This is a genomic window from Ruegeria sp. BHSC223 (assembly GCF_059613025.1).
In genome coordinates this window covers 1-24,905 of the sequence record NZ_JBXWRR010000021.1, presented here as the reverse complement: position 1 = coordinate 24,905, position 24,905 = coordinate 1, and the positions used below count along the sequence as shown (strand labels likewise).

Sequence of the window (24,905 nt, the reverse complement as noted above, 5' to 3'; positions counted from 1 at the left end):
GAATGGCGGAAAGTCAGCTTACCGGAGAGCGGGCTCTGCTGTTCTTGAGGGCTGAAAAACTCTCGCCGGTTTCCGCCAACACCGCCTCTTCTCCGGTAAACGCTTGCCAGCGCTCGATGGCGACATCGACATAGGCCGGGTTCAGTTCCACGCCGAAGCTTACCCGGCCGGTGGTCTCGGCCGCGATCAGCGTGGTGCCAGATCCCATGAACGGCTCATAGACCGCCTGGCCGGGGCTCGAGTTGTTCAGGATCGGCCGCCGCATGCATTCCACCGGCTTTTGCGTGCCATGCACCGTGTCGGCGTCCTGATCCCGGTTGGCGATCTGCCAGAGCGTTGTCTGTTTGCGATCGCCAGCCCAGTGGCCCTTGCCCTTGGCGCGCACGGCATACCAACAGGGTTCGTGCTGCCAATGATAATCCCCGCGGCTCAACACCAGCCGGTCCTTGGCCCAGATGATCTGTGACCGGATGGCAAAACCGGCCGCTGTCAGGCTCTCGGCCACGGTCGTGGCATGCAGCGCCCCGTGCCAGACATAGGCGACGTCGCCGGGAAACAGCGCCCACGCCTCGCGCCAGTCGGCGCGGTCGTCATTCAGCACCTTGCCGGTGCGTCTGGTTTTCGCCGCGCCGGCATGGTTGCGCCAGGAGGGATCGTACTCCACGCCATAAGGCGGGTCGGTAACCATCAACAAGACCGTACATCGCCCAGCAGTCGCCCGACCACATCGGCGCTGGTGCTGTCGCCACAAATCCGGCGATGCGGCCCGAGCTGCCAGATATCGCCCAGCGCCGACACCGGCGTGACCGGCAAATCGGGTACATCGTCCTCACCCTCGACCGGGCCATCACCGCCCAGCGCCTCGGGGCCGCGCAGCAGGGCATCCAGATCGTCATCACTGATGCCGAGAACATCGAGGTCGAAATCCTCGGCCAGCAGTCCCGCGATTTCGTCACGCAGCAGGGCCTCGTCCCAGTCACCAAGTTCGGTCAGCTTGTTGTCCGCGATCCGGTAAGCCCGGCGCTCGGCCTCGTCGAGATGGCTGAGCCGGATTACGGGCACCTCGGTCAGCCCCAGGACCGTGGCGGCCAGCACCCGACCGTGGCCGGCGATCAGTTCGCCATCTTCGGCCACCATGCGGGGCGCGGTCCAGCCGAACCTGGCCATGCTGGCGGCGATCTTCGCCACCTGGTCCTCGCCGTGCATCTTGGCATTTCGGGCATAGGGGCGCAGCCGCTCGATCGGCCAGGTTTCGATCTGGCTCGGCGCAAAGACGAGGTCCATGGGGCAGGTCTCGGATGTGGGAAAAACGAAAGCGCCCGAGAGGGGTTTCCTCCGGGCGCTATTCTTCGATGATCAATGGGTAGGTCAAGGGGGGCAGCTTTGTCGATCTGAAAAGTGTAGTAGATTCAAAGCCTTCCAAGAAGGGTGGCTTCCGTCCGGGGTGGCTTCCCCGAAGGTGGATTCCAGGTGGATTCCCCGGTGAGGAATCCAGTCGCTAGCGAACCGCCGCGCTGAGCCCCCCCGCATATGTTTGGCGCCAGGGAGGAACCATGGGAGCGGGGGGCGTTTGCTTCACAGCAGACCTTCGTGTATTTTGTAGCTAACAGCCGGAACAAGCCCGGAGCGGCCTCTCAATGAGACCTTGGTGGCTGTACTGCAGCAAGTGCCTGTTGGTCTGCCTCAAAACAAGGCCCTCTGACAAGACCTGAGGCGGGCTGGTCGCCGAGGCAAACGCACAAAATGCAGTTTTTACGCTCCAATCAAGCGAAGATGCCTGGGTCGATCCTGTCCACGGACGTGATTACATCAGCTGGAATGTTCAATCTCTTCGCTGCCCGGCGCAAGCTCTCCTCGTCGGGGGCTTCATAAAGGCAATACGTCTTTCGTTTGTCGGCGCTGAGAAAGGAAAAAATCCATTCAATGCCTTCTTCGTCGTTGATCGACTTGATATGCTTCTTTGCTTCGTCGTCGACTTCCAGCTTTTCCGCAAAGTTTCTTTCAATAATGAATCTCGGCATCTCATCCTCGCAATACGGGGAATTCGTTTTCAGATTGTCGTGGCTTCCAGCTTGGCCCTTAACTTGACCATATCGAGTTTCCTGGCTACTGCCAACGCTTCGGCCTCAAGTTGCAGGGCGCGCTCCATGTCCTTTTTCCTCCCGCGTCGCCGCAGCGCAGTTGAATAGGCTGCCTTGCTGTGTGCGATCCAAGGCAATGCGTTCATCTTGGCATCGATCTCGATGGCAGTTTCGAACATGTGGTCGGACGCATCCCAATCCCCCAGTAGCCCCGCCAGACTGCCCAACCGCCGCGAAGCTGCCCCGGCACAAACTGTCGTGGCGCCTGCGGTAATGGTCAGCTTCTCATAGGGCATCAGTTTTTCGTAGACTGTCTTTGCGTGCTCCTCGTGTCCCACCGCCACGCAAATATCTGCCAGATAAGAAAGCGTGGTGGAGTAAAGCGCGTCCTTGGGCAGTTCGAAGCCTGTTTCGGCCAGTTCGTTCAGGATGCGCTCGGCGGCGTCCCTGAAGCCCAGTTCCACTGCGATCACTGCGAAGCCGGGTTGCCATGTCGTGTCTTCGGGGCTCTCCGACATCAGGCGCTTGATTACCGGGGCCACTTCCTGAAGGCGGTTCTGCTCCCGCCGAATTGTGAACATCTGGACTCCGTAAACGCCTTCGACATGTTCCCCATGGGTCCGGCGGCCGATCTTGACCGCTTCGTTCGCGTATCTTTCGGCCAGTTCGAAATCCCCTTCCAGGATCGCGATCATCGCACGGGCGTGAACCTGCACCCAGTAAAGCTGGAGGTGGTTTTCCTTCTTTGAAATATCGGTCAGCATGTCCAGCGAATGATCCATCAGCTGGCGGTCGGCCATTTCGGCCCCTAGAAAGAGGCTGAGCGTCCGGTCCCGGCCCTGATCTATAGTACCCAGCTTCTCGGCGACGCTGTGCATAGCCTGAAGGTTTTCGCGCCAATGGTCCCGCTCATCCTTGCTGCGCGCAATGAACGGAGCTCCGAAGCGTGACATCATGACCGAGAACTGGGCCTTGTGGTCGCCAAGCTTGGCGGCCAACTCCATGGCTTCTCGCCCGAAGGCGCTGCTCTTTTCGTATTGCCCCGTGAACGTGTAGGCGCGCGCAAGCTGGCTTTTCAGCCCGGCCCGGCGTTTTTCGTCCTGTTCCGAAAGGTCCTCCAGGGCCTGATTGCAGAACAGGATCGCCTTGGCATGCCAGTCGCTGGCCATCATGGCTGCATCGGCAAAGTGGTTCGCCGCGTCCGCGGCAAGTTCGGCATCGCCAATCTTGCGTGCGGCATTCCACGCTTCCTCGAGGATCGCAATACAGTCGGGCAGGCGACCGGCGCTGTCATAGCTTCGGCCGATCAATATCTTTGCTGCGATGACAGCCTTAGATTCTTCGCCGCCCAAATGGCGGGCGGCCTTTTGGGTTTCGTTGGCGTTCGAGATTGCCTCGCGGCTGGCCGAACGGGCCAGTGCCAGTTCGGTCGCGGAGCGCCATCGCCGAAAAGCTGCGGGCCAGTCTTCGGCCTGGGTCAGGTGGCGGGCGACCAGTTCAGGCTGCCGGGCGATTTCTGCCAACCTCAAATCGTTCAGGGCTTCGGCAACGCGCGCGTGCTGCTGCCGTCGCGTCGATGCCAGCATCGACTGATAAGCCGTGTCGCGTATCAGGGCGTGGCGAAAGACGTATTTCCCCCGGCTGTGACCGCTTTCGAAGATGAGCCCGGCCTTGCGCAACTCATCCAGACAGGCGGGTATGTCGATCCCGCTTCCCGTCATGGAGGCGGTCAGAAGGGCCGGCTCGAACTCGCGACCGATCACTGCCCCGGCGAGAGCCACCTGTTTCGCGTTCTGCGACACCGCGTCGAGGCGCGCCATCAGCGTCCCTTTCAGCGAGGACGGAACACTTATCTTGCCCCGCGCGCCTGACGCCCCGATGGCCCGGGTCAGTTCCTCGACGAAAAGCGGTATGCCATCGGTCTGCTGGACGATCAAGTCGATCAGGTCCCGGTCGGGTTCCTGCCCTGACACGTTCCGTACCAGTTCCGCCACGTGATCGGCATCGAACCGGCGCAGTTGCAGGGTTTGGACATGCAGATCGCCTTCGGATTGAGCAAGCGCCCAGTCTGGCCGATGGGTGACAAGGATCATCAACGGCAGATCGGCGCAGATATCCTTGAAGCGGTCGAGCAGCGCGTTGGTCGAAGGATCGATCCAGTGTGCATCTTCAACGAACAGGATGACCGGCCGCACGCCGGCCCGGACTTTCACGGTGTTGATCAAGGTCTGGATGGTGAGGTCCCGCTGTTCTTGCGGCGACATCGCCAGCACCTTTTGCGCGACCTCGCTGCGAGGCGCCACCAATGCCGCGAATACGGGCAACACATTTCGCCAGTCCAGTCCTTGCCTTGCTTCGAGCATTGCCCTCACGTATTCCAGAATGCGGTCATCGTCGAAATCGGGTGCGACACCAGCATCCTGCGAGATGCGGTCCGTGACCGGGTGGAATGGGCTGCCGGTAAGGTAGGGGGAACAGTTCAGCCGGATGATATCAGCATGTCCCGCCACTGCGTCGTCGGCCAGGAATTCCTCAGTGATCCGCGATTTCCCGATACCTGCCTCGCCACAAAGCAGGACGACTTCGCCCTTGCCGCGTTTCGCGTGTTGCCATGCCTGCTTGAGGATTCCCTTTTCAAGCGTGCGGCCCACGAGGACGCTGGACAAGTCTTCGCCATGAGCCGCGCGAAAGCGGCTTTCTGCGCTGCGCTCGGCCCGCACCTGCAACAGTTTGCGCGGGGCCTCGAACCCTTTCAGATGCACCTCTCCAAGCGATGAGAACTCGAATATCCGGTGCAGCGACGCTTCCGTTCCCTCTTCAGGCAACACGATGCTGTTAGGCGGCGCATGTTCCTGAATGCGCGAGGCCAGGTTCAGGATTGGCCCTGTCATGGCACCTTCTTCATAAGTGTTCTCGCCGATCGTGTCGCCAACCACGACTTCGCCACTGGCCACGCCGATGCGAACGTACAAGGGGCTGCCATCCGGTGCCCTCTGTTGGCTCACGCGCTGCACCGCATCGAGCCCAGCCTTAATCGCACGCACCGCATGGTCTTCATAAGCTCGTGGCCAGCCGAAAAAGACAAGCAGCCCGTCGCCCAGATATTTCGCGACATACCCGCCATATCGGCTTGCCGCCCCGGCCACACCGTCCTGATATCGCTGAAGCAAGGCGCGCATGTCCTCGGGATCGAAGCGGTTCGTCAGTTCGGTCGACCCCACCAGATCTGCAAACAGAACGGTGAGATGGCGGCGCTCGGCGGCAGCTACGGTGGACGATTTTGCGTCGGGTGCATCGCCGTTGTCGGGCGCAGTAGCAGGCGTCGAAAGCCCGTGTTCTTCCGCTTTCGGGTCTATGGCGGCCGTCCCGGGATCGGCCGCAGCCTCTGCACGGTCGTGCGACATGTCCTGGATTGCAGCAAGGATCAGTTTTCGGTGCCCGAGGCTGACACCGAGTTCTTTGAGGTCTTGGTCGCACAGAAGCGGCAAGACCCTGCCGTCAACATCGTTCTCGCGGAACGTATCAACATACCGGCCCAGATCCAGTCCGCTCAACCATGTGTCGATTTCAACGTCCATGCGAAATACCATGCTGATTTCGGGAATGCCGATCAAGGTGGTTACCTTCGATTGCGACCCCTCTCTCTTCGCCGATGTCTTGAACCTCGCTTTGCATCGGCTGCAGCATGCAGGAAGCCCGAAGTTTCCCTCTCCGGACTTCCATCATTGAAAAACGCTCCCTATTCCGCCGCTTTTGCGCTGTCTGCCGGGCGAATGTTGTGATTGCAGCGGAAGAAGTTGTCTGGATCGTATTTGGCCTTTATTTCGGACAACCGCCGCATGTTCGTCCCGTAGACATTGTCGACACGGTCGACTTCATCTTCCGGCATGAAGTTCACGTAAGCGCTTCCCGTCGAGTACGGTTTCATGTCGTCGAACAATTTGCGCGCCCAACCGATGCAGGCATCGTCCATTTCTGCGGTGCTCCATCGCGTGTGCACGTTCATTATGAAGTGCGCCGAACGTTCGGGATAAGCCGTATCGCCGACTGGAACACGGGCCATGGCGCCGCCGACATGCGCGATGAAGACTTCAGACTGCGGGTCAGGCAGGTTGCCGATTGCGGCGACAAGAGTATCGATCGCCTTTTTCGGCAGCCCCGCGAAGTCATGGCTTTTCCAGTAGTTCCGCTCGCCTGGGGTCAGGAGGGGGTCGAAGGCGGCCTGCCAGCCGACGAATGGATGCGGACCGATAACGTCGACAATGGGGTCGCCTAGCGCGCGCAGGTCGGCCATGGCCTTCTCTCCCTTGGCCATATCACCGGCATAGCAAGCTGCAAAAATCAGAACCTCTTTGCCATGCCATTCTTCCGGCAGGAAAGGCAGAGGCGGCGCCTTTCGCATAACTGTCCAGACTGTCAGTGCATCATCCGCGGCCTCGGTGATCGACGTCAGTTTCTCCAGAAGACCAGGTGCGTCCGCGATCGGATGAACAATTAGCCCCGACATCACCTCTGGCCCAAGAGCGTGCAGCTGGAAATGAAAGGCCGTCACAACGCCGAAATTGCCACCACCGCCCTTCAGCGCCCAGAACAGATCAGCGTGCTGGTCCTTGCTGCACGTCACGATCCCGCCATCCGCGGTCACGACTTCCGCCGACATAAGATTGTCGATCGTCATGCCAAACCTGCGCGTCGTCCAACCGAACCCGCCTCCCAGGGTCAGCCCAGCGATGCCGGTCGTAGAGTTGATGCCCAGTGGAACGATCAGACCATGTGCCTGCGTTTCACGGTCGACATCACCCAGAAGCGCGCCTGGTTCGACCCTTGCGGTCCTGGCATCCGGGTCCACGCTGACAGATGTCATGCCCGAGAGATCCAGCAAAACAGCGCCATCCACGACCGCATGCCCGGCGATCTGGTGTCCACCGGACCGTATCGACATCATCAGGTTGTGCTTGCGCGCGAACCTGACCGCCTGTTGCACATCGCTGGCTCCCTTGGCGTGTATGACCAGCGCTGGTTTGCGATCAACCATCGCATTCCAGATGACCCGGGCTTTTTCATAGCCGGACGTTCCGGGTTGAAAAACATTGCCACGCAGCGACGCATCCAAGTTGGCAATCAGGTCGTCTTCAACTGATACGGAACCACTATCCAGAGCGTTGATCTTGGTCATCCTTTTTTCCTCCACCTACAAGGCGATAGAACCGCGCCTCCAACCGACCTGAACACTTTGCATTATTTTTCACTGTGAACTTGCTTACAGTTGGAGCTTCGCTGTCCAAGTATCGTAACTTTTGGGGTCAACACTTTTCGGAATCTTGTCCGAGAATCCCGGCTTGAGAAGGCGCGGGGTGCTGTCGGTCACATCCGCACGCATCTCAATCCAGGTCGAGCCCATCGCCGGGTTGCAGCACCTGTCGCACCTGTCCTGCATCAACTGACTGATCACGGACACAGGCGAGGAGCTCGCCAGAGCAGCAGCACTGCCTGCCTGAAGCCAAGTCAATCTGATAAGACCCGCCAGAATTCATCAAGGCGATCCTGGACGGGAGGCAAGACCTGGAGGCGTTGCAGCCCACTGCGGTTTTGTCCGCGCCGCAGGCGCTGGTGCCGGGCTCAAAGAACAGCTGTTTACAGCCATTTTCTCCCGTCACCTGTGGCTCCACGGCCTTACCTTCGGCATTGCCTCTGTCACTTCGACCGTGCGCAACATACCCCCTTCAATCAACCCATCCCGCACCCAGCCCAGCGCCTGCCGCCAGTCCGCGTAGGCACGCCGCGCAGCTTCGATCTGGTGGGGGTGCGGGACGTAGGTGACCGGGCAGGCCAGCACTTCCACCGTCCGCCACTTGCCGCGGGACAGAACGCGCTCGGTACCACCCACGACTGTGATTGCCCGTTCCCCATGCTGATTGCGCTTCACCTCGACCGGAACACAACGCGGGACAGCACCAGGCATCCAGTCGGGCGTCAGTCCTGCGCGGGCGAGTTCTGCCACGCGGATCGCCATGCGCTTGCCACCGAGGTTGTCCGGCATCCCGGCCACGGTTGCCGCGATGACCTCGGCATCTTCGTGGGTGTAGGTTCCGATCTTGTGCTGACCGCCGTCGATCTTGCAGCCCAGCGCCGCGCGGTGCAGCAGGACATATTCGAGGCCGAAGCCAAATCCCTCTTCGTTTGCGTCCTGTGGCAGCGGCAACTCAAGCTGTGCCTTCTCGACCCGGAAGGCCCATTCCAGCGCCGCCTGCACGCCCAGCGCCCGTTTCACCCTCGTGCCGCCCGAGCGGCCAATGCGCCCCTGGTAACTCATGGTTTTTGCCCCTCGATGTTTGTCATTCAAAGCACCCCGCGTTCCCGCATCCGGTCCGAGGTCACGAGCCCACGGGCCAGTATCGCGTTGCGCATGGTGTTGCTGATGGCGCAGGCCGGCAGGTGGCTGTCGGAGTTCACCCAGGCGGCATAGAAGGCTGGCACATCGGCGCTGGGCGTTGCCGCTGGTGCTGACATTCCGGTTTTGCCTTTCCGGCGTTTCCGTCCGGCATCATCTCCCTTGCGCTGGGCGGCGCGCTGCATGGTGCGGTCGAGCGCCTTCGGCCCATCGGGCGGTTCGGGGTGGTCCTGGCGGGTGGCCTGGGCCGTGGCGATGATCTCGGCCTCTGTGAGGCCCAACGCGTCGCGCCAGCGCTGGACGTGTCGCCGGGGCGGCCAGCCCTGCCACCAGCCGGGCAGGGCGGCAGGGTCGAGGCCCAGCGCCTGGAGCAGCTCCCAAAAAAACTGATCAGAGATCTCCGCGCGCGCTTGCGCGCCCTCCTCCTCCTTTACTGGTTTACTTAGTGGTTCTCTTACAAGGTTAGTGTCCGGATTTCGGACACGGGATTCCCGATTTTCCGGACACGGCTTTGTCGAAAATCCGGACACGGCTTTTGCCTCAATCCCATGTCCGAAATCCGGACACGGCAGGGTGGTGAGGTTCTCATCCCATGGCATGCAAGATGCATCGCCCATGACCTCGGCGGGGTTCTTTTCACCGTGTCCGGTTTTCGGACGCGGGGTCCCATCCGACGGCGTAAAGCCCGGCTCAAAGCCCAGAATGTAGCGGGTGGGCAGCTGGCGCTTTGTCGCCGGGTCGATCCGCGGCACACGGCGCAACAGCCCGGCGGCCTCGAGCCGGTCGAGATGATCGTTCAGGGTGGAGCGGCTGATCTCGCAGTCATGCGCCAGCCGGGCCTGAGACGGGAAACACCCATAATCCGGATTGAACCGGTCGCAGAGATGCCAGAGCACGATCTTGGTGGTGGGTTTCAGCCCACGTTGCCGGATTGCCCAGTTGGTCGCCTCGTGGCTCATAGTGCGGGCCTTCCCACAGGTGCTGCTATGCGGGTGGTAAACCCATGATCGGCCAGCGCGCCCAGCGCATCGTCAAGGCTGCGGACCAGCGCCCAGCCAAAGCCGTGCGCCAGTACCGCATCCCGGAACGCCACCTGCGCCGGGCTGAGCCTGCCCTTGACCGACTTCAGTTCCAGAAACAGCACCCGTCCCTCGCAGAGCACCATCAGATCGGCAAAGCCGGCATGGACACCCATGCCGACGAGGATCGCCTGGCGCCGCGCTCCGCGGGGGCCGGACTCGGTCACCTCGTTGGCGCAGTGATGGATGATGGCAGATCGGGGCAGGGCGAAGCGCAGTGCCTGCACAACGGCCCGCTGAAGATCGGCCTCAGGTGTGCCACGCCGCTTCATGACCCACTCCTCCCGGCATCCTCGCGCTGGGCGCGCTGAACCGGTCGGCGCGCGTCAACGACCACAAGGAGCCGCTGCGCGGCCGCCCGCTCGTCCGCGGTCTCGCCGTGCCGGATCAGCACGCCGCAGGCCAGCCGGATCAGGGGGTCGGAATGATGCGCGACATCGGCGAGGACGGCGCGGGCCTCGGCGAGGCGCTCGGCGGGCCAGTCGGAACTGTGGGGCTGGGCTGTCATGCCCGCCCCCGAGGTTTGTGGACCGGATGCGCCTGTTCCTGTGCCCGGATCCAGTCCTGCACGGCGGTGCGGCGATAGAACACCTTTCTGCCTATGCGGGTGCAGGGCGGCCCCTTGCGACGTGCCTCCCACCGGGAAAGCGTATCCGTGGTGAGGCTGAGCGCGTAGGCCAGCTGCTCGCGACTGATCCAGTCAGCCAGAAGGTCCGGGATGTCCTCTGAGGCATCCGGAAGGGGGTCGTTCATGATCTGCTCCGTTCAACATCCGCCCCGATACTCGGGGCGCGGGGCCAGCGAAGCAGAGCCTTGGGGGCGGAAGACAGGCGGAAGGTGGAATTGAACACCGCACCCCAATTCCGCCCCATGTTTCATTGGGGTTTCGTGGTGCGGGGCATGGGTGGACGAGAAAGGTCACCTCGAATATCGGCGCCAGGCTGGGTCGTTTCAGAGCGTCGATACTGGCGCGAAGGGTGTCGACTGATCAAAGTTGGGCCGATTGGCCGGTATTCAGTCGGATTGGCGGGATTTAAAGGGACCGGAATTGCCGGAAAGGGTTATTCCGGTCGTGTTCCGCCGGCATTCGGCAGCGTGGCACCGCGCTGGAGTTGACCGCGCGGAACGCTACCACCTGCAGTCTTGAGACGCATCCTGAAGTTGCGTAGCGTCCCGGCGAGCAGTCGAACAGAATCAAAAACACGAACAATGCCAGCAGCTTGCACTCCCATTGGGGGCAGCTCTGGTTTTGGCGCCGGGTATTCTCGAACACCAGCTCTGCACCTCATTTCCGCCCGCGTGCCTGTCACAGCGGGTTTTGTAATCTGCATGCCGACGGCTCGGGCCGCGGGATGCCGCATGCCCAAATGGAGTTTCCGCATGCCCCTACCGCCCATTGCCTTCTATTCCATTTATGAGATCGCGTTTCGCTGGGGGTGCCATCCGGCCGATGTCGCGGGCTGGGCGGCGGCGGGGCATTTACAGGTTCTGGCGGGCATCCCTCCGGTCACTTGCGGCGGGGACACAATCGCCGGACTGGTTGCAGTGCCGATCGCAGAACTGATGCCGATGTTCCGGAGGATCGGTCCCAGCGACGAGCAGGCCCGGCTCAGGCGGGTGATGCCGCTGGCCTCCAAGACCTGGATCAGGGTCACGGACCCCGCCGATGGTGTACTGGTCCGGTCCTCAGACCTTCTGGTCGATGCCGGGACATTGCAGCAGTTCGAAGAAGAGCGTGACCTTTTACGTCGTCCGGCCGTGAGCACCGGAGCCAGTCCGCGCTATGACTGGGATGCGATGTATGCCTGGCTGACCTGGTTTCTCTACGAGAAAGGCATTCCCGACACAAAGACCGCGCTGGTCGTTCTGGTGCAGGACTGGTTTGTGCAGAACTCGAAGTCGGGCGAGGTGCCGGATGAAAGCACCATCCGCAAGCGCCTGACCTCACTCTGGCACCGGCTGCGGGGTGAGGAGCCGGCCTGACGGTCAGGCCGATTTCGGGAGATCGGCCTCGCCCAGCGCGGCGTCGTGCACGAGACGCGGCCGCGGGCGCAGGAGGCTGGCCACCGTATCAACCCCTGCGCGCAATGGGGAATCCATCAGATGCGCATAGCGCTGGGTCGTCTGCATCTGGCTGTGACCCAGCAGCTTGCCGATCATTTCCAAAGAGGAGCCACCGCTGACCAGCAGCGAGGCGAAGGTATGGCGCAGGTCGTGGATGCGGACGTCGGCCAGCCCGGCATCTTTCTGGACCCTCGCCCAGAACCGGCGGATTTCCCGCACCGGCTGACCGACAGTGTCGCCGGGAAAGAGCCAGGGATTGCCACGCGGCACGACAAGCTGGCGCTGGCGCACGATAGCCACCACTTCCTGCGAGACCGGCACACGATGGATCTTGCGCTGTTTCGTGGTCGAGGCCGGTTTCGACCAGATGGCGTAGTCTAGGTTGAACTGTTCGAACCGCGCTGTCCGCACCTCGCCGACCCGGGCGCCGGTCAGCATGCAGATGCGGATGATCGCGGCTGCGCGCTGATCCTCGGCGTTGTCGAGCACGGTTGCCAGACGGATCAGCTCCTCGGGGGAGAGGAAGCGTTCACGGGCATGCTCGATGCGTCGGTGAAAACCTTGGGCCGGATTATCCTGCCGCCACTCCCATTCCATGGCCAGTGTGAACATCTTGCGCAGCACTTCGCCCATCCGGTTGGCACGGATCGGGGTGGGCTTGTGGCCTTGCAGCTTGCGGGCCCGGTTGTTGGGTTTCTGCTTGCAGGGGCGGGGACGGCCCTCTGCCACGATATCGAGGAACCGCGCGACCTCGGACTTGGTGATCTCCGTCACGAGCTTGGTGCCCCAGGCAGGTTCGACCATCTTCTTCAGCATCGAGACCTGGTCGCCCGCGTTGGTCTTGGACAGCTTCGGCAGGTGCTCGGCGATGTAGCGGTCGATCATGTCCGTGACGCGCGGGGCGCCGCGGAGGTCTTCCCGCGCCGACAAAGGATCCTGCCCCTCGTCGATTGCGCGGCGCAGCTCCTTGGCCCGCTCGCGCGCGGCCGTCACGCTCCATTCGGGCCAGCGGCCGATCGTCATCCGGCGCTGCCGACCGGCGTGGCGATAGTCGATGGTGAAGGTGCGCGCGCCCGAGGCCTGGACCCGGGCCGCGAAACCGATCACCTCGGTGTCGAAGATCTGATAGCTGGCACCTGGCCTCGGCTCGGCCTCGCGCAGGGTTTTCTCATTCAGTTTCAGCCTTTTGACCATGCAACTCACCTCCTTGTCACCCGACACAGGCGTAGACCCGCGCCACGATCAAGTCCGATCACAAGGCAGGGACCGGAATACAGGCGGAAGGAGGAATTGGGACGGGGAGGGGCGTTCCGGTCAATCGGATCAAGAGGTCGGAAGATTGCGCCCAGCGCGTCCCGTGATTGTGAAACGGGATCGATGATCTCAGATCAAGGTTGAGCCTGGCAATTCCGGTATCGACTGCAGGTCGCAGCGACAGATCCGGTGCAAAGTCATCTGGTGGGTTTGATGACGTACGGCAGATGCATTACCACTTTCGGCATAACCAGTCTGTCCCTGCCTTCCGGAACTCAGCACCGTGCCGAACTCCAAGCCACCCCGAAACCTGACACCCGGCCTCTGCCAGCGGCTTCAGGACGAGATGCTGAAAGCCTGCCAGGATGTGGCCGCGCGCAACGGCTTGGTGGTCGAAGCCAAAGAGATCTCGAGCGTCGATCTGCGCTGGGGTTTCGATCTAGGGTTCCGTGTCTCCATTCCGCTCCCAGATGGGAGCGCGCTCGATCCCGAAAGGCTGCGATTTGAAGCCCTCGCTGAAGCCTTTGGGCTGTCGCCGGCCGACTTTGGCCGACAGTTCAGCACCGGCCGCGACACCTTCAGGATCACGGGAATCGATCCACGCAGGCCGAAGTATCCGATCTCTGCGGAGCGCATCCCCGACGGGCAGGGGTACAAGTTCACCGCTGAACAGGTGGCGCTGCTGTTGCAGAAAGAGATGAAGGATGTGACGCCGAAGGGACGGTTATGGCTCGAACGGCCCTTTGCGGACCCTCTCCCCGTTTGCAGTCTCCGCAATGCGGCGTCACCGGACCTGCCATTCGCCGCAGCCGCACAATCTCAGGAACGGCAAAGACCGGCAGAGCGGACGACGCGCAGGTCTGGGAAATTCGGAATTTTCTTTTTTGGCAGACTTCGGGACACCTTGGGTTTCCAGAAAATCCGTCGTGTTTCTGCGAATGTGATCAGCGGCAACGGCTCAAGTGTTTGCGCTTAGGTTTCCCCGGAAGCTCTTTGGCGACGAACCGGTCCACTCCCTGAACGCACGGCGAAAGCTTTTCGGCTCTTTGTATCCCAGCATTTCGGCGATCCGTTCGACCGGAATGTCCGATTTCTGAAGCATTTCGCGCGCCTGTTCCTCGATAAACTTGCTTCGGATTTTCCTGTATGCCGTCCCTTCCGCGCGAAGAGCCCTCTGAAGTGACCTGGATCCGATCCCAATATGGGCCGCAACGCTGCGCTCGGACGGCACATTTGTCGGAAAATGAGCGCGCATGATTTGCAGAACCATGCCTTTCATGGACTGAACCGGCTCAACGCCCATGAGCGCTCCGAGTTCCTCCAATGGAATAGTCTTTTGCATTTGCATGGTTTGCGGGTTTCGCGTGGCAAGGTCGCTGAGCCGAATCGCGACAGACGGAGATTGGACGCCAGTCCTCACAGGTGCGCCGAGAATATCCGCCAGCATCAAGGTGTCGTCGCTACTCCCATCGGGAAGCTCGAACCAATCGGGCCGCCAGTCCGCCCCGAGGAAATACCTGACCACTTTGGAGATAACGAACAGCGCCCCTTCGTCGAGATGCCGGTGGCCGACGACCGACATGCCCTTCGAGTCTCGTCCGACAACAACGTGCGTGTCAGTCTGTCGGAAGACGATTTCAGAGCCAGGATGCGTCAGCGACAACGCGCGGCGGCCGCGATCGAGCGCAGATCCCAGATCGGGTGCGCCCAGCACATAGTTCGCATAGGCTCCGTAGGCCAAGTAGTCGAAGGCCTGGCCAACCCTGGCACCCAGATGGCGGTCGCCTATCGCGCGGGCGACGGACTCCAGAATGACGGCCTCAGCGGCGTAGGAAACAAACCCGGTTCCTTCTGACAGCATCTTACGGTCGAGACCGGCCGTCCGAAGCGCACTCTCGACGACGTGTTTCGGGACGAAGCTGTCGAGAATGTCCACGACGTGCGCCAGTTCGATGATGTTGACCAACTTCTGTCTCATGGCGTCTCTTTGTCACAAAATGACCGGTGGCACTATGATAAAACGCCAGGGAAACGAAGGCTTGAGAGGCGACTCATGAAAGGTAAACAATTGGCAAACCGCACATTTGTGTTTCTGACATTCCTGGCCGCGATCATCTCTGGTCCCGCTCACGCCCAGAACTTCGACGCCACAATGGACCAACTTGCCGACAGCAGGGAAATCCCGGTTGTCGTCGACAACTTTATCCGTGCCGCGACAGACATCGAGTTCGGCAAATATGTTGCCCTCGCCAGAGGGGTGAACAAGTTCTACCACTTCCGCGATATGATGCCCGTCGACAATCAGACGACCATCAGCGCGAACCGGGATACGCTCTACAGCACAGCGATCATCGATATCAGCGAGGGCGCCACCTTCACTCTTCCCGATGTCGGCGACCGCTACATGTCGGCGATGGTCATCAACCAGGATCACTACCTTAACAAGGTCTTCCACGGCGGCGGCACCTATACGCTCGACATGGACACGTTCCACACGCCCTATGTCGCCGTCTACCTGCGCGTGCTGCTGGATGCGACCGACCCCGCGGACCTGGCCGCCGTCCATGCGATCCAGGACCAGATGTCGATCGAGGCCGCTTCGTCCGAGCCCTTCATCGTCCCGCCCTATGACCAGGAGAGCTACATGGGGCTTGTTAAGGCCGCCGTCGGTGTCGGCGCCTACCTGCCGAACAGTTTCCACATGTTCGGCAAGAAGGAAGATGTCGATCCGGTGCGGCATTTCATCGGGACGGCCGGGGGCTGGGGCGGATTGCCCGAGGATGAGGCACTTTATCTCGGGATCTCGCCGAACCTGCCGGTCGGGAAATACAAGATCGAAGTGCCTGCCGAGGTTCCGGTCAAGGATTTCTGGTCGGTCAGCCTCTATGATGCGAACCGCTATTTCGCGCCGAACGCGATGGGCGCCTATGTCGTCAATTCCGTCAGCGGAACGCGCAATTCGGACGGTTCCATGACCGTGCACCTGGGCGGCTGCGAGGACGGGCGCGTGAATTGCCTGCCGCTCGTCGAGGGGTGGCAATACACCGTGCGGCTCTATCGAGCAGCGCCGGAGGTGCTGGATGGAAGCTGGGTCTTCCCCGGCGTCGAACCCGCGAATTGACAGAAAGGACAGAGAACATGCGAAATCTCCTTCTTGCCGTTGCGCTCTTGGCATCCGCGCCCGTCTTTGCCGAGGACATCACGATCCAGAACCTCATGCGCGCCGAGAGCGACACGATGTTCCGGCTCTCCATGAAGAACAACGGAACTGGCGTCGGCGAGATCGCCCATGAGCGCGAAGTAACCTCCGCTGACAAACCGCAGCCGATCATCCGACCCAACCAGGACACCTTGTATTCGGCCGCCATCATCGACCTGTCCGAGCCGGTGACGGTGACGCTGCCCGAGGGTGACGGGCGATTCCAGTCGGTGCTGGTGATCAGCCAGGACCATTACAACTTCGCCTATGCCGAACCCGGTGCCTATGAACTGACCGAGGACGAGGTCGGAACCCGTTTCGCGATGCTCCTGTTCCGCACCTTTGTTGACGCCGGCGATCCCGACGATGCCGCGCGCGCTCATGCGGTACAGGACGGAATACGCCTCGAAGGCGGCGGAACTGGCCCCTTCGAGGCGCCGGACTGGGACCTTGAAAACCTTGCAGCAGCGCGTAAGGCGATCAGCGACCTCGCCGCTGCCGTCGGCCTCGATGCCAGCATCGCCTTCGGCCGTCGCGACGAGGTGGACCCGCTTGGCCATCTGATCGGGATGGCGGGCTGGGCGGGGCAACCGGCCACGACAGCCAGTGCTTTCGTCGACGCCGTCGACAAGAATGACGGCGAGACCCCCCACGCCGTAACGCTGCAAGACGTGCCGGTGGACGCGTTTTGGTCGATCACCGTCTACGACGCCGACGGCTTCCTCGCGCCGAACGATCTGGGACGGAACAGCTACAACAACACCTCGGCCACCCCGAATGAGGACGGCTCCTACACCATCCATTTCGGCGGCTGCGATGACGGCCGGATCAACTGCATCCCCCTCACACCGGGCTGGAACTACACGGTCCGGCTCTACCAGCCGCGTGCCGAAATCCTCGACGGCAGCTGGACCTTCCCGGATGTCCTGCCCGTAAACTGATGACGCCACGGCCCGCGCACCGCGCGGGCCGACCGGCAAGAGGAAAGAGCCTTCGATGGTGACAAAGCCACCTGTCCAAACGGCCAGTTGCGCCGTCTTCCTGGCGTTTTCCTTGGCGAACTCCGCAATAGCCGAGGACAAGCCGCGCCTCATCCTCCAGATCACCGTCGACCAACTGCGCGGCGACCTGCCGTTCCGCCACTACGACCAATTCGGGCCGGGCGGATTCCGCTATCTGATGGATCAGGGCGTCTACTATGGCAACGCCCACCACGCCCACGCCAATACCGAAACCGTCGTCGGCCACACCACGCTGGCCACCGGCGCGCATCCGGCGGCCCATGGCATGGTCGGCAACCTCTGGTTCGACCGCGCGACCGGGCGCACCGTCTACAATGTCGAGGACGCCGACTATCCACTCCTCACCCGGGGCGCTGACGTGAACCCCGAGACCGAGGTCGACCCCACCCAGCTTGCCGCCAGTTCAGATGGCCGCTCACCCCGCGCCATCCTGACCACCGCCTTTTCCGATGAACTGACCATCGCCACCCAGGGCCGCGCCAAGGTCTTTGGCGTCTCGGTCAAGGATCGTGGCGCCGTCTCGATGGCGGGTCACACCGGCAAGGCGTTCTGGTTTTCCAAATCCGCCGGGGAATTCGTCACCTCCAGCTATTACTACGACAGCTACCCTGACTGGGTGACCGATTGGAACGCCAAGGATTTTGTGCAAAACTATCTCGGCACCGCGTGGGAGCTGATCCATCCCATCGACAGCTACCTTTTCGGAGACCGCGACGATCAGGAATGGGAAACCGACCTTGCCGGTTTCGGGCGCACCTTCCCGCACCCCTATTCCACCGTCGATCCGCTGTCCTGGAAGAACGATCCCTATTTACCCACGCTCCTCACCTTCAGCCCCGCCGGGGATGATATCACCGCCGATTTTGCCAAGACGCTGATCATCGCCGAGGGCCTGGGTCAGGATGATGTCACCGATTACCTATCGGTCAGCTTCTCGGCGACCGATTATGTCGGCCACGGTTTCGGCCCCTCCAGCCTCGAGGCCGAGGATAACCTGCTGCGGCTCGACCGTACCCTGGCCGATCTCTTTGCGTTCATCGACGCCGAAATCGGGCTTGAGAACACCCTGATCGCCCTCTCCGCCGATCACGGCACACCCGAGGCACCGGGATACCTGGCCGAGTTGGGAGAGATGGGCGGCTACGTCAACCCCGAGCACTGGGCGACCCAGCCCGCCGCCGATCGTATCCGCGCGCGCTTTGGCCTTAGCGGTCCGCTGATTGCGGGCTATGACCACCCCTACCTCACCCTCTCGGACGAGGTGCACAGTCGCGACGACATCGACCTTGTCGCGCTGGAAACCGCCATCGCCGAAGAACTGTCAGCCTTCGAAGGTATCGCCTTCGCCGTGCCGTCGTCCCGCATTCGCATCGGTGCCCTGCCGGACAATGCGCTGATGCGGGCGGTGGCCAACAACTACAATCCCGACCGGTCGGGCGACATCTATCTGGTGACCAGTCCCGGCTGGTTCATCAACGATTTCGACGGTCTTTCGGTCACGGTCACCCACGGCTCGCCCTGGCGCTATGACACCCATGTGCCCATCGCCTTTGCCGGTTTCGGCCTCGCGCCGCAACGGGTCTCGCGCCGGGTGCACACGGTCGACGTGGCCCTGACGCTCTCCGTGGTCGCAGACACGCGCCCACCCGACGGCGCCGCAGGAGAGGTGCTGGAGGAAGTCATCGGACATTAGGCGCCCCGCGGCGATGCAAAGCGGAGACAGTGATTGGGTCGGATTGAATGTCGGCTTCCAGCTTCACCGCCTGACGGGTTCGCGGTAGCAGAAAAGGACCGCTTCCCGCCGTCTGTGTCGATATTGGTTCGGCAGCATACGTGCTTTCTATGATGCACGCGATCGTAGTCGCGAGCTTGGCGTCCGTACTCTTGTCAACGTCTGGTCAACCCGTGGGTGCGGTTTAGAGAACGATTTGCTCCGACGAAAAACGGCGAAAACGGCTAGGAGCAGATCAAAGGATGCGTCATTTCAAAGACTTGAGCGCTAAGTTATTGAAACTATTGGAATGATAGAATTCGAAGGTTTCGGCTCATAACCTGAAGGTCGTAGGTTCAAATCCTACTCCCGCAACCAACGATTTCTGCGAAAGCAGATTGTCCAAAGCCTCGGCCTCCGAAAGGAAGTCGGGGTTTTGTTTACCGGCGGCGAAGCGCAGGATCGCCCCCAGGTCGCCGCGAAGGACGATGGAGTGTTCGCCGTTCTCGGGCACGAGGGTAATCTCATCGACCAGTGACCGAAGCACATCGACGGCGGCGCCTCGATCTTCCTCGGATTGCAGGTTCTCGGTAAGCGTTGCATCTGTCCCCCTCATTGCCCCCTAACCCTACTGGCGCAACGAATGGTATTTAGGCCCCGGAACTAAACTGGAGGCCACCATGGCGGAGAATGAGGTTTGGGGCTTCACCATTCGAAAATCCCCTTCTGGAAAGAATATCTGGCCCAACGAGTTGAAATGGGAAGCCACGCGACGCATCCGGGAAGAAGGTCAGTCAGCCGGTGATGTGGCTGCAGAGATAGGTGCTCATGAATGCCTCGTCCGCAAGTGGTCGGTTGCCGACCGGCGCAGTCGAGGTGAAAAAATCCAAGTGGAAGGTCCGGCATTCGCTGCGTTGAGTGTCGAGGGCGACGCTCCAGTAGTCGAACCGCCTTTAACGACCCGTAGCAGCCAAACAGGATTTGGACGCATTCTCTGCGGGAGTGTCGCTATCGAGTTTCCGCTGGGGATTTCCGAAGGCGATCTCGTGAAACTCGTGCAGGTCGCGGGGCAGCTCCAATGATTGCGCCGTCCAACACCTACAAGATTTACCTCGCCACCACCCCTGTCGATTTTCGAAAGGGGATGGACGGGCTGGCCAATTACGTTCTCAGCAACTTCGACCTCGACCCCCTTTCTGGAGCATTCTTTGTCTTCAGGTCGAAGGGGCGAGACAAGATAAAGATACTGATGTGGGATGGGACAGGTCTGGTTTTGGTCTATAAGCGCATAGAGGGAGCGGGGTTCGTTTGGCCGAAGCTAACTGAAGGTACCATCTCAATGACCAAAGCCCAGTTTGAAGCCTTGTTCGAGGGCCTCGACTGGCGGCGTGTCGAGACCGCCCAATACCATCATCCCAGATTGGGATGACTGGTTTCTTGATTGATGCGCCTGAGCACGTCGGTTCTGCTCCACCCGCTGATCCACGAAATTTGTAAGCCCATTCGCGTTGCTTTCCCAAACTTAGGGAAGAGAATCGCCGGAAAAACGGTGATGTGACTCGTACTATTTGTCCCGGACTGCACAAGTCAAAACATAAGTGATGAAAAAATAGGCACCATTTGTGAGCCGAAATCACGACTTTCTGAACATTGTGATTACACATATCAAAATGAGAATATTTTGCCTTCGCGTTTCTTTTTTTGTTGCAAGATATAGGTTTAGTCCGCACTCAAGATAACGCCGAAACATGAAAACAGGGCGAACGATCAAGTTCGCTCATCTATTTATGAGAGCGCAGCGGTCCGCTGCGTCCGGCAACATGTGCGACACGCTCGAAAGCCTGAAGGCTGACATTTTAACTTTTGCCGGGGCGGAAGGCGTACGCCTCGCCGAATGCGCCGATACTCTTTGGGATCGCAAGAATGCCAAGATTGCCGAACTCGAAGAGGAACTACTCAAGAAAGATGCCATCATCCGACTAAAAGACCACGAGATCGCTGAGCACAAACGGACGAGCGACAAACTGAAGAAAATGAAATTCGGTCCGAATGCAGATCGCAACCCGGCTACAGGGAAAGCACCAGAAGAGCTTGAGGGTGAGAGCGCGTCGGAGGAACAACCAATTCCATCGGCAGGTCGGCGGAGCGGCAACAATCTGGGGACCGGTAACAAGCCCCCAAAAAAGCCCCCCCAAAAAAGAGCAGTAGTGGTCGCGGCCAACGAATTTGGCCAGAGCACCTTGAACGACGAGTGATCTATATGGGGGAGCCGGACCCAAAGTGCCGTTGTGGATGTGGTGGTTCTTTTCTGAGTCATGATACCAGCGAAACGCTGGAGGTTGTCCCAGCTACATTCTACGTGGCAGTTCGAAAATACCCGAAATGCCGCTGCCTCAAAGAAGAGAAGATCAAGGGCACGCCCTTTGTGCCGCGGCTTTTCTCCCATACTTGCGCCACCAATGCTCTTCTGGCTCATACAATAACCATGCGCTACGGCTGGCAGATGCCCTTGTATCGCCAACAAGGCATGCTCAAGTCGCAAGGTATTGACCTGAACCGAAGCACTCTGACGAATTGGTTGAACCGCGTCGCCACGGAAGCCCTATTGTCTGTGTTTGAATTGATGGAGGCCGAGCTAAAGCAATCCGGCGCGCGTCTCTTCATGGACGAAACCACGCTACCGCAACTCCAACCCGGTAAGGGCAAGACACGCACCACATATCTGTACGCTCTGCTGCGAGATGATCGTTCGTTCGGCGGCGTCGACCCGCCTATCGTTCTTTACTACCACCGGCCCACCCGAGCCATGCACCAAATCCATGAAATCCTTCACGGCGTTGAAGCGATCATGCAAACCGATGCGTATCCGGGGTACGGGAAAGTCGGAAACAAAGGAACATCGTCAGAGGGTAGTACCCGCGTTAAGTGTTGGGCGCACGCTCGACGAAATTTCACGGACGAGTATGAGTTCAACCAGACGCAAGACGCAGCAACAATCACAGAAATGATTACTGAACTGTATCGGTTTGAAAAGGAGGTGCGGGGACATCCACCGCATGTTCGACGGGCGCATCGCCAGAAATTCTCAGTTCCACTATTGGAGCGCCTAAAGACTTTTCTAATCGAATGTTCCGAACGCCATCTCAAGAAGAACAAAATGGGGAAGGCGATCCAGTATGTACTGAAGCTATGGGACGACTTGGTGCGTTTTGTCGACGATGGGCGTATCGATCTCGATACCAACGCCGTCGAGCGCACGTTCAAACCAATCATCCTGCTGCGAAAAAACGCCCTGTTTGTCGGCAGTGAGAGGGGCGGACAAACTTGGGCTATTCTCGCCTCCATCGTCGAGACCTGCAAACTTAACGGGGTGAACGTCGAACCTTATCTGAAGTGGATGTTGGGCCAGATCGCGGCGAAATTGCCTCGCAGCGATTACGACAAGCTGCTGCCCTGGAACGCTCCCTCAGAGTTATTGATTGGCGGGTAGATCGGCGAAAACGCTGGGTTACAGCGACCTGATATCTACCTTACATTGAAGCTCTGTTCGCTGGCACAGCTTTCAATGCAGGGGTGTCGTTTGATCACGTTCTCTCTCAATACATTTATTAAAATCTGTTTGCTTGATACGGGTGGCCGTATCTCAGAAATTCAAAAGCGGCTAACAGGACCCGGCGGGTACGACTTCTATAAGCCTTTGCAAAATGCTGTCCGGGTGCACTGTTCTGGAAATTCAACCGAGGCTGCAGCGATCCTCAATGGGCCAACAAACGCAACCGAACGAAAGCACAACAAGGCGGCCTTCGAAAGCTTCAATTCCAAGTTTGGGGCAGTCACAACTTTAGAGTCATTGAAGAACTCAAGGCAATTGAAATTCCCGAATGCGGGCATAGCAATCTCGGTGGATCCGCTATTCCAGATGTCTAAATCTGGTGTGCATCAAACGTATTGTCTTTGGCCCACTCAGACGCCTCCTTTGACTCAGAGGTACGGTGCTGTTGCATGCCATATTATGAGAAGAGCTTACACAAGCGGTAGCTTGGCGAACAGCTCGTTCTTTTTTGCCGATCTCATCGCCAACCGAACGTATTCGGAAAAGCAGATCACAAACAACACTAACTTGATCCTCATGGCCGACGTCAACAGCATCGGAACTTTGGTCAAAGAACTCTGACAACAAAGCTAAGTGGAGCAGAGGGTTGATCCCAAAATCTCAGCACAAATTGAAAATTAAGTATGAAGGTGGGTTGGCAGATGAAAACTCTCTTCCGGGATACGACGGTGTCACGTCTATGGACGGGATCACCCGCGCAATTCACATCGCAACCCATGCCTATATGACGGGTGAAGTTGTATCACGAGCAACCGCACTGAAAGGTGCTTCTATTGTGATAAAACCGGCTCGCCAAGGCAGCTTCATCTTCGACTTGTTGGTGCTTATAGAGGCAAACCCCGCCACGACAGGAGCTGCTGTTGCGCTCGGAGCTGCACCTTTTTACGACTTTATCAAAACAGCATTTAAAAGAGCTACTGGTATAATCGATGCGGAACCTGAAACCCGGCACCTAAAAATCTCTATGAACGCAAGGAACCGCCAACTCTGAAAAAACCTCCAGCCGACTTGGACCATCTGGCTGAGACCCTAGAAGGAAGCTTGCAGGACGGACATCGTCCGATTGGGGGCGATGGAACCATCGGTACAATCTCGATTGGAACCTCGAGGCAGGAGTTGATAAAGTTCGACGCCGAAACCAAAGACTGGGTGAATACTCAGGAAGAAGCCGTCGGGTTGGAAGTTCTGAGAGGAAACGTTACTAGGTACAATGCACTGTCAAGAAATGGCCGTGCGTTTGTAGACCAATTTGAAAAGGTGGTCCCAATACATCCAGATGGTGATTTCCCCGCAGGCGATCTGGCGCACCTCACTTGGTCGCTCCACGGGAGCAATATTGGTGCGCCCAGTAAAATCGACATGCGGGCAAGGAGAGTTACTTCAGCCAGTGGAAAAGTGAAGCGTTTGCTCCTATCCGATTGCCAGCGCGCGCCTTTGGACTAACCAAATCAGGCAAGAGAGCGATTGTTTACACATTTGCAGCTAATCAGTTTCTAGGTACCGATAGCATTGGCAGGTCACTACGCTCAGCCAAGGTGGGGTTCAGTTTGGAAACCGCCATATTGGCGCGTAGCGCCAACATACATGGGGGAGGCGTGGCCGATAGACCTCAAATAGGGGGCTAGATGCAACGCTTACGGTTCTCGCAGAGCTTCGCGACCCGATCCTGATACATCCGTGCCATGTTCGGGTGCAGCAACGGCGGCGGCTCGTCGGCATTGTCCAGAAGCTCGGTCAACTCCGCCTTCCTCGCCTCCAGCTTCTCGGCCTTGTCTTTGAGTTTCGTCGGCGGGAAGCCCTGAAGAATGGCATCGACCATCTTGTCGAGCTCTCGGTCAACCTTCTCAAGTTCGCTCCTCCACCCGTTCTTGCTGCGAAATTTCTCTCGCGAGTCGAGCCAATATGAAATCGCCGATCTCCGGGTACATGAGGACAGGGTTTTCCTCAACGACCTGTCCGGTTTCCGGGTTTCGGTACATCCGCATTGGTATTGCGACCCGCTTATGACGCAACTCTTCAAGCTTCGATTCCGGAATCTTCTGAGCGGCGATCATAGACCAACCACTTCGAGCGAATTCATTGATTTCGTCTTCCTGATCCCAATCAGCGACACCCCACTCATCAAATCGTATCTTGTCAAATTTCCATTTTTTCGTTGCCTTATTTGAGCATTGCGCAACGAGCCGATCAAAAGCTTTGCCTGCTTCCCCATCGTCAATCCAATCCGAGTAGCGGTATGATGGATCGAAGAAATCGATTTTGCAGCCAACATCGACGAGTTCGGCAACATGTTCTCTATTGGCTACGTGAGATTGATCGACGTGCGGCACTATTGTTCGCAGTTCATCGTAGAACAACAATAGCGACCTGAGGCGTGCTGTGTCTGACGTCAGCACCTACCGGACAGATTTAGGGGTTTGAGCGACGGAGGATTTCTGGTTCATCAAAACCATTATGGAGCGAAGATGGACAAGAAATCCGGAACATCGAA

The 24,905-nt window shown here is 59.4% G+C and carries 25 protein-coding genes and 1 pseudogene; 12 read left to right on the top strand and 14 right to left on the bottom strand.

What is annotated here, in order from left to right; all coding sequences use genetic code 11:
• Window positions 1–13: 13 nt before the first annotated feature.
• The 9 genes and pseudogenes from AC2FNY_RS19235 to AC2FNY_RS19195 form a co-directional block, all read right to left on the bottom strand.
• Window positions 14–1,284, bottom strand: a pseudogene (locus tag AC2FNY_RS19235) (site-specific DNA-methyltransferase).
• Window positions 1,285–1,763: 479 nt separating this feature from the next.
• The gene (locus AC2FNY_RS19230; protein WP_238906354.1) at window positions 1,764–2,021 is read right to left on the bottom strand and encodes a DUF4242 domain-containing protein; all 258 of its coding nucleotides are present in this window, start codon (window positions 2,019–2,021) and stop codon (window positions 1,764–1,766) included.
• A 29-nt stretch (window positions 2,022–2,050) separates the two neighbouring features.
• A complete protein-coding gene (locus AC2FNY_RS19225) occupies window positions 2,051–5,695 on the bottom strand; it encodes an adenylate/guanylate cyclase domain-containing protein (protein ID WP_496803443.1) in 3,645 nt (1,214 codons plus the stop codon).
• A 125-nt stretch (window positions 5,696–5,820) separates the two neighbouring features.
• The gene (locus AC2FNY_RS19220) at window positions 5,821–7,257 is read right to left on the bottom strand and encodes an FAD-binding oxidoreductase (protein ID WP_496803442.1); all 1,437 of its coding nucleotides are present in this window, start codon (window positions 7,255–7,257) and stop codon (window positions 5,821–5,823) included.
• Window positions 7,258–7,734: 477 nt separating this feature from the next.
• Entirely contained in the window at window positions 7,735–8,394 is a 660-nt protein-coding gene (locus AC2FNY_RS19215; RefSeq protein ID WP_496803441.1) for a hypothetical protein, read from the bottom strand.
• A 26-nt stretch (window positions 8,395–8,420) separates the two neighbouring features.
• On the bottom strand, window positions 8,421–9,431 hold the full coding sequence (locus AC2FNY_RS19210) for a helix-turn-helix domain-containing protein (protein ID WP_496803440.1): 1,011 nt from the start codon (window positions 9,429–9,431) through the stop codon (window positions 8,421–8,423).
• Complete coding sequence (locus AC2FNY_RS19205) at window positions 9,428–9,823, bottom strand: VRR-NUC domain-containing protein (RefSeq protein WP_496803439.1); 396 nt, start codon at window positions 9,821–9,823, stop codon at window positions 9,428–9,430. The genes AC2FNY_RS19210 and AC2FNY_RS19205 overlap by 4 nt, the downstream gene beginning before the upstream one ends.
• Window positions 9,820–10,059: a hypothetical protein gene (locus AC2FNY_RS19200; protein ID WP_496803438.1), complete on the bottom strand. Its 240-nt coding sequence runs from the start codon at window positions 10,057–10,059 to the stop codon at window positions 9,820–9,822. Before AC2FNY_RS19200 ends, AC2FNY_RS19205 begins: the two co-directional genes overlap by 4 nt.
• The gene (locus AC2FNY_RS19195; RefSeq protein WP_496803437.1) at window positions 10,056–10,304 is read right to left on the bottom strand and encodes a helix-turn-helix transcriptional regulator; all 249 of its coding nucleotides are present in this window, start codon (window positions 10,302–10,304) and stop codon (window positions 10,056–10,058) included. The genes AC2FNY_RS19200 and AC2FNY_RS19195 overlap by 4 nt, the downstream gene beginning before the upstream one ends.
• Window positions 10,305–10,931: 627 nt before the next feature.
• Here AC2FNY_RS19195 and AC2FNY_RS19190 point away from each other — a divergent pair.
• Window positions 10,932–11,534: a hypothetical protein gene (locus AC2FNY_RS19190; protein ID WP_496803436.1), complete on the top strand. Its 603-nt coding sequence runs from the start codon at window positions 10,932–10,934 to the stop codon at window positions 11,532–11,534.
• Window positions 11,535–11,537: 3 nt separating this feature from the next.
• On the opposite strand, the gene AC2FNY_RS19185 is transcribed toward AC2FNY_RS19190, so the two are convergent.
• Complete coding sequence (locus tag AC2FNY_RS19185) at window positions 11,538–12,809, bottom strand: tyrosine-type recombinase/integrase (protein WP_496803435.1); 1,272 nt, start codon at window positions 12,807–12,809, stop codon at window positions 11,538–11,540.
• A 343-nt stretch (window positions 12,810–13,152) separates the two neighbouring features.
• On the opposite strand from AC2FNY_RS19185, the gene AC2FNY_RS19180 reads away from it, so the two are divergent.
• Window positions 13,153–13,845: a hypothetical protein gene (locus AC2FNY_RS19180; RefSeq protein WP_496803434.1), complete on the top strand. Its 693-nt coding sequence runs from the start codon at window positions 13,153–13,155 to the stop codon at window positions 13,843–13,845.
• On the opposite strand, the gene AC2FNY_RS19175 is transcribed toward AC2FNY_RS19180, so the two are convergent.
• Window positions 13,828–14,847 (bottom strand): AraC family transcriptional regulator, encoded by a 1,020-nt coding sequence (locus AC2FNY_RS19175; RefSeq protein ID WP_164130702.1) that lies wholly within the window; start codon window positions 14,845–14,847, stop codon window positions 13,828–13,830. The two genes, AC2FNY_RS19180 and AC2FNY_RS19175, sit on opposite strands and share 18 nt — an antisense overlap.
• Window positions 14,848–14,922: 75 nt before the next feature.
• Between AC2FNY_RS19175 and AC2FNY_RS19170 the strand changes: the two genes are divergently transcribed.
• From AC2FNY_RS19170 to AC2FNY_RS19160, 3 genes are all read left to right on the top strand, one after another.
• Complete coding sequence (locus tag AC2FNY_RS19170; protein ID WP_496803433.1) at window positions 14,923–15,990, top strand: DUF1254 domain-containing protein; 1,068 nt, start codon at window positions 14,923–14,925, stop codon at window positions 15,988–15,990.
• 17 nt (window positions 15,991–16,007) lie between these two features.
• The gene (locus AC2FNY_RS19165; protein WP_164130700.1) at window positions 16,008–17,009 is read left to right on the top strand and encodes a DUF1214 domain-containing protein; all 1,002 of its coding nucleotides are present in this window, start codon (window positions 16,008–16,010) and stop codon (window positions 17,007–17,009) included.
• A 112-nt stretch (window positions 17,010–17,121) separates the two neighbouring features.
• Window positions 17,122–18,783 (top strand): alkaline phosphatase family protein, encoded by a 1,662-nt coding sequence (locus AC2FNY_RS19160; protein WP_496803432.1) that lies wholly within the window; start codon window positions 17,122–17,124, stop codon window positions 18,781–18,783.
• 352 nt (window positions 18,784–19,135) lie between these two features.
• Here AC2FNY_RS19160 and AC2FNY_RS19155 read toward each other — a convergent pair whose 3' ends face one another.
• Window positions 19,136–19,417, bottom strand: a complete 282-nt coding sequence (locus AC2FNY_RS19155) for a hypothetical protein (protein ID WP_496803431.1) — start codon at window positions 19,415–19,417, stop codon at window positions 19,136–19,138.
• Between the two features lie 64 nt (window positions 19,418–19,481).
• Between AC2FNY_RS19155 and AC2FNY_RS19150 the strand changes: the two genes are divergently transcribed.
• The 7 genes from AC2FNY_RS19150 (at window position 19,482) to AC2FNY_RS19120 (ending at window position 23,857) form a co-directional block, all read left to right on the top strand.
• Window positions 19,482–19,883 (top strand): hypothetical protein, encoded by a 402-nt coding sequence (locus AC2FNY_RS19150; RefSeq protein WP_496803430.1) that lies wholly within the window; start codon window positions 19,482–19,484, stop codon window positions 19,881–19,883.
• Window positions 19,880–20,230 (top strand): IS66 family insertion sequence element accessory protein TnpB, encoded by a 351-nt coding sequence (gene tnpB / locus AC2FNY_RS19145; protein ID WP_496803429.1) that lies wholly within the window; start codon window positions 19,880–19,882, stop codon window positions 20,228–20,230. The genes AC2FNY_RS19150 and tnpB overlap by 4 nt, the downstream gene beginning before the upstream one ends.
• Before the next feature lie 319 nt (window positions 20,231–20,549).
• A complete protein-coding gene (locus tag AC2FNY_RS19140; RefSeq protein WP_496803428.1) occupies window positions 20,550–21,056 on the top strand; it encodes a hypothetical protein in 507 nt (168 codons plus the stop codon).
• 5 nt (window positions 21,057–21,061) lie between these two features.
• Window positions 21,062–22,291 (top strand): IS66 family transposase, encoded by a 1,230-nt coding sequence (gene tnpC, locus AC2FNY_RS19135; RefSeq protein WP_496803427.1) that lies wholly within the window; start codon window positions 21,062–21,064, stop codon window positions 22,289–22,291.
• A 90-nt stretch (window positions 22,292–22,381) separates the two neighbouring features.
• A complete protein-coding gene (locus AC2FNY_RS19130) occupies window positions 22,382–22,975 on the top strand; it encodes a hypothetical protein (protein WP_496803426.1) in 594 nt (197 codons plus the stop codon).
• A gap of 25 nt (window positions 22,976–23,000) precedes the next feature.
• Window positions 23,001–23,405: a DUF7946 domain-containing protein gene (locus tag AC2FNY_RS19125; RefSeq protein ID WP_496803425.1), complete on the top strand. Its 405-nt coding sequence runs from the start codon at window positions 23,001–23,003 to the stop codon at window positions 23,403–23,405.
• A 158-nt stretch (window positions 23,406–23,563) separates the two neighbouring features.
• Window positions 23,564–23,857, top strand: coding sequence for a DUF7947 five-stranded beta-barrel domain-containing protein (locus AC2FNY_RS19120; RefSeq protein ID WP_496803464.1), 294 nt, complete (start codon window positions 23,564–23,566; stop codon window positions 23,855–23,857).
• A 178-nt stretch (window positions 23,858–24,035) separates the two neighbouring features.
• Here AC2FNY_RS19120 and AC2FNY_RS19115 read toward each other — a convergent pair whose 3' ends face one another.
• Complete coding sequence (locus AC2FNY_RS19115; protein WP_496803424.1) at window positions 24,036–24,233, bottom strand: hypothetical protein; 198 nt, start codon at window positions 24,231–24,233, stop codon at window positions 24,036–24,038.
• Between the two features lie 25 nt (window positions 24,234–24,258).
• Window positions 24,259–24,771: a hypothetical protein gene (locus tag AC2FNY_RS19110; RefSeq protein ID WP_496803423.1), complete on the bottom strand. Its 513-nt coding sequence runs from the start codon at window positions 24,769–24,771 to the stop codon at window positions 24,259–24,261.
• Window positions 24,772–24,905: the final 134 nt, after the last annotated feature.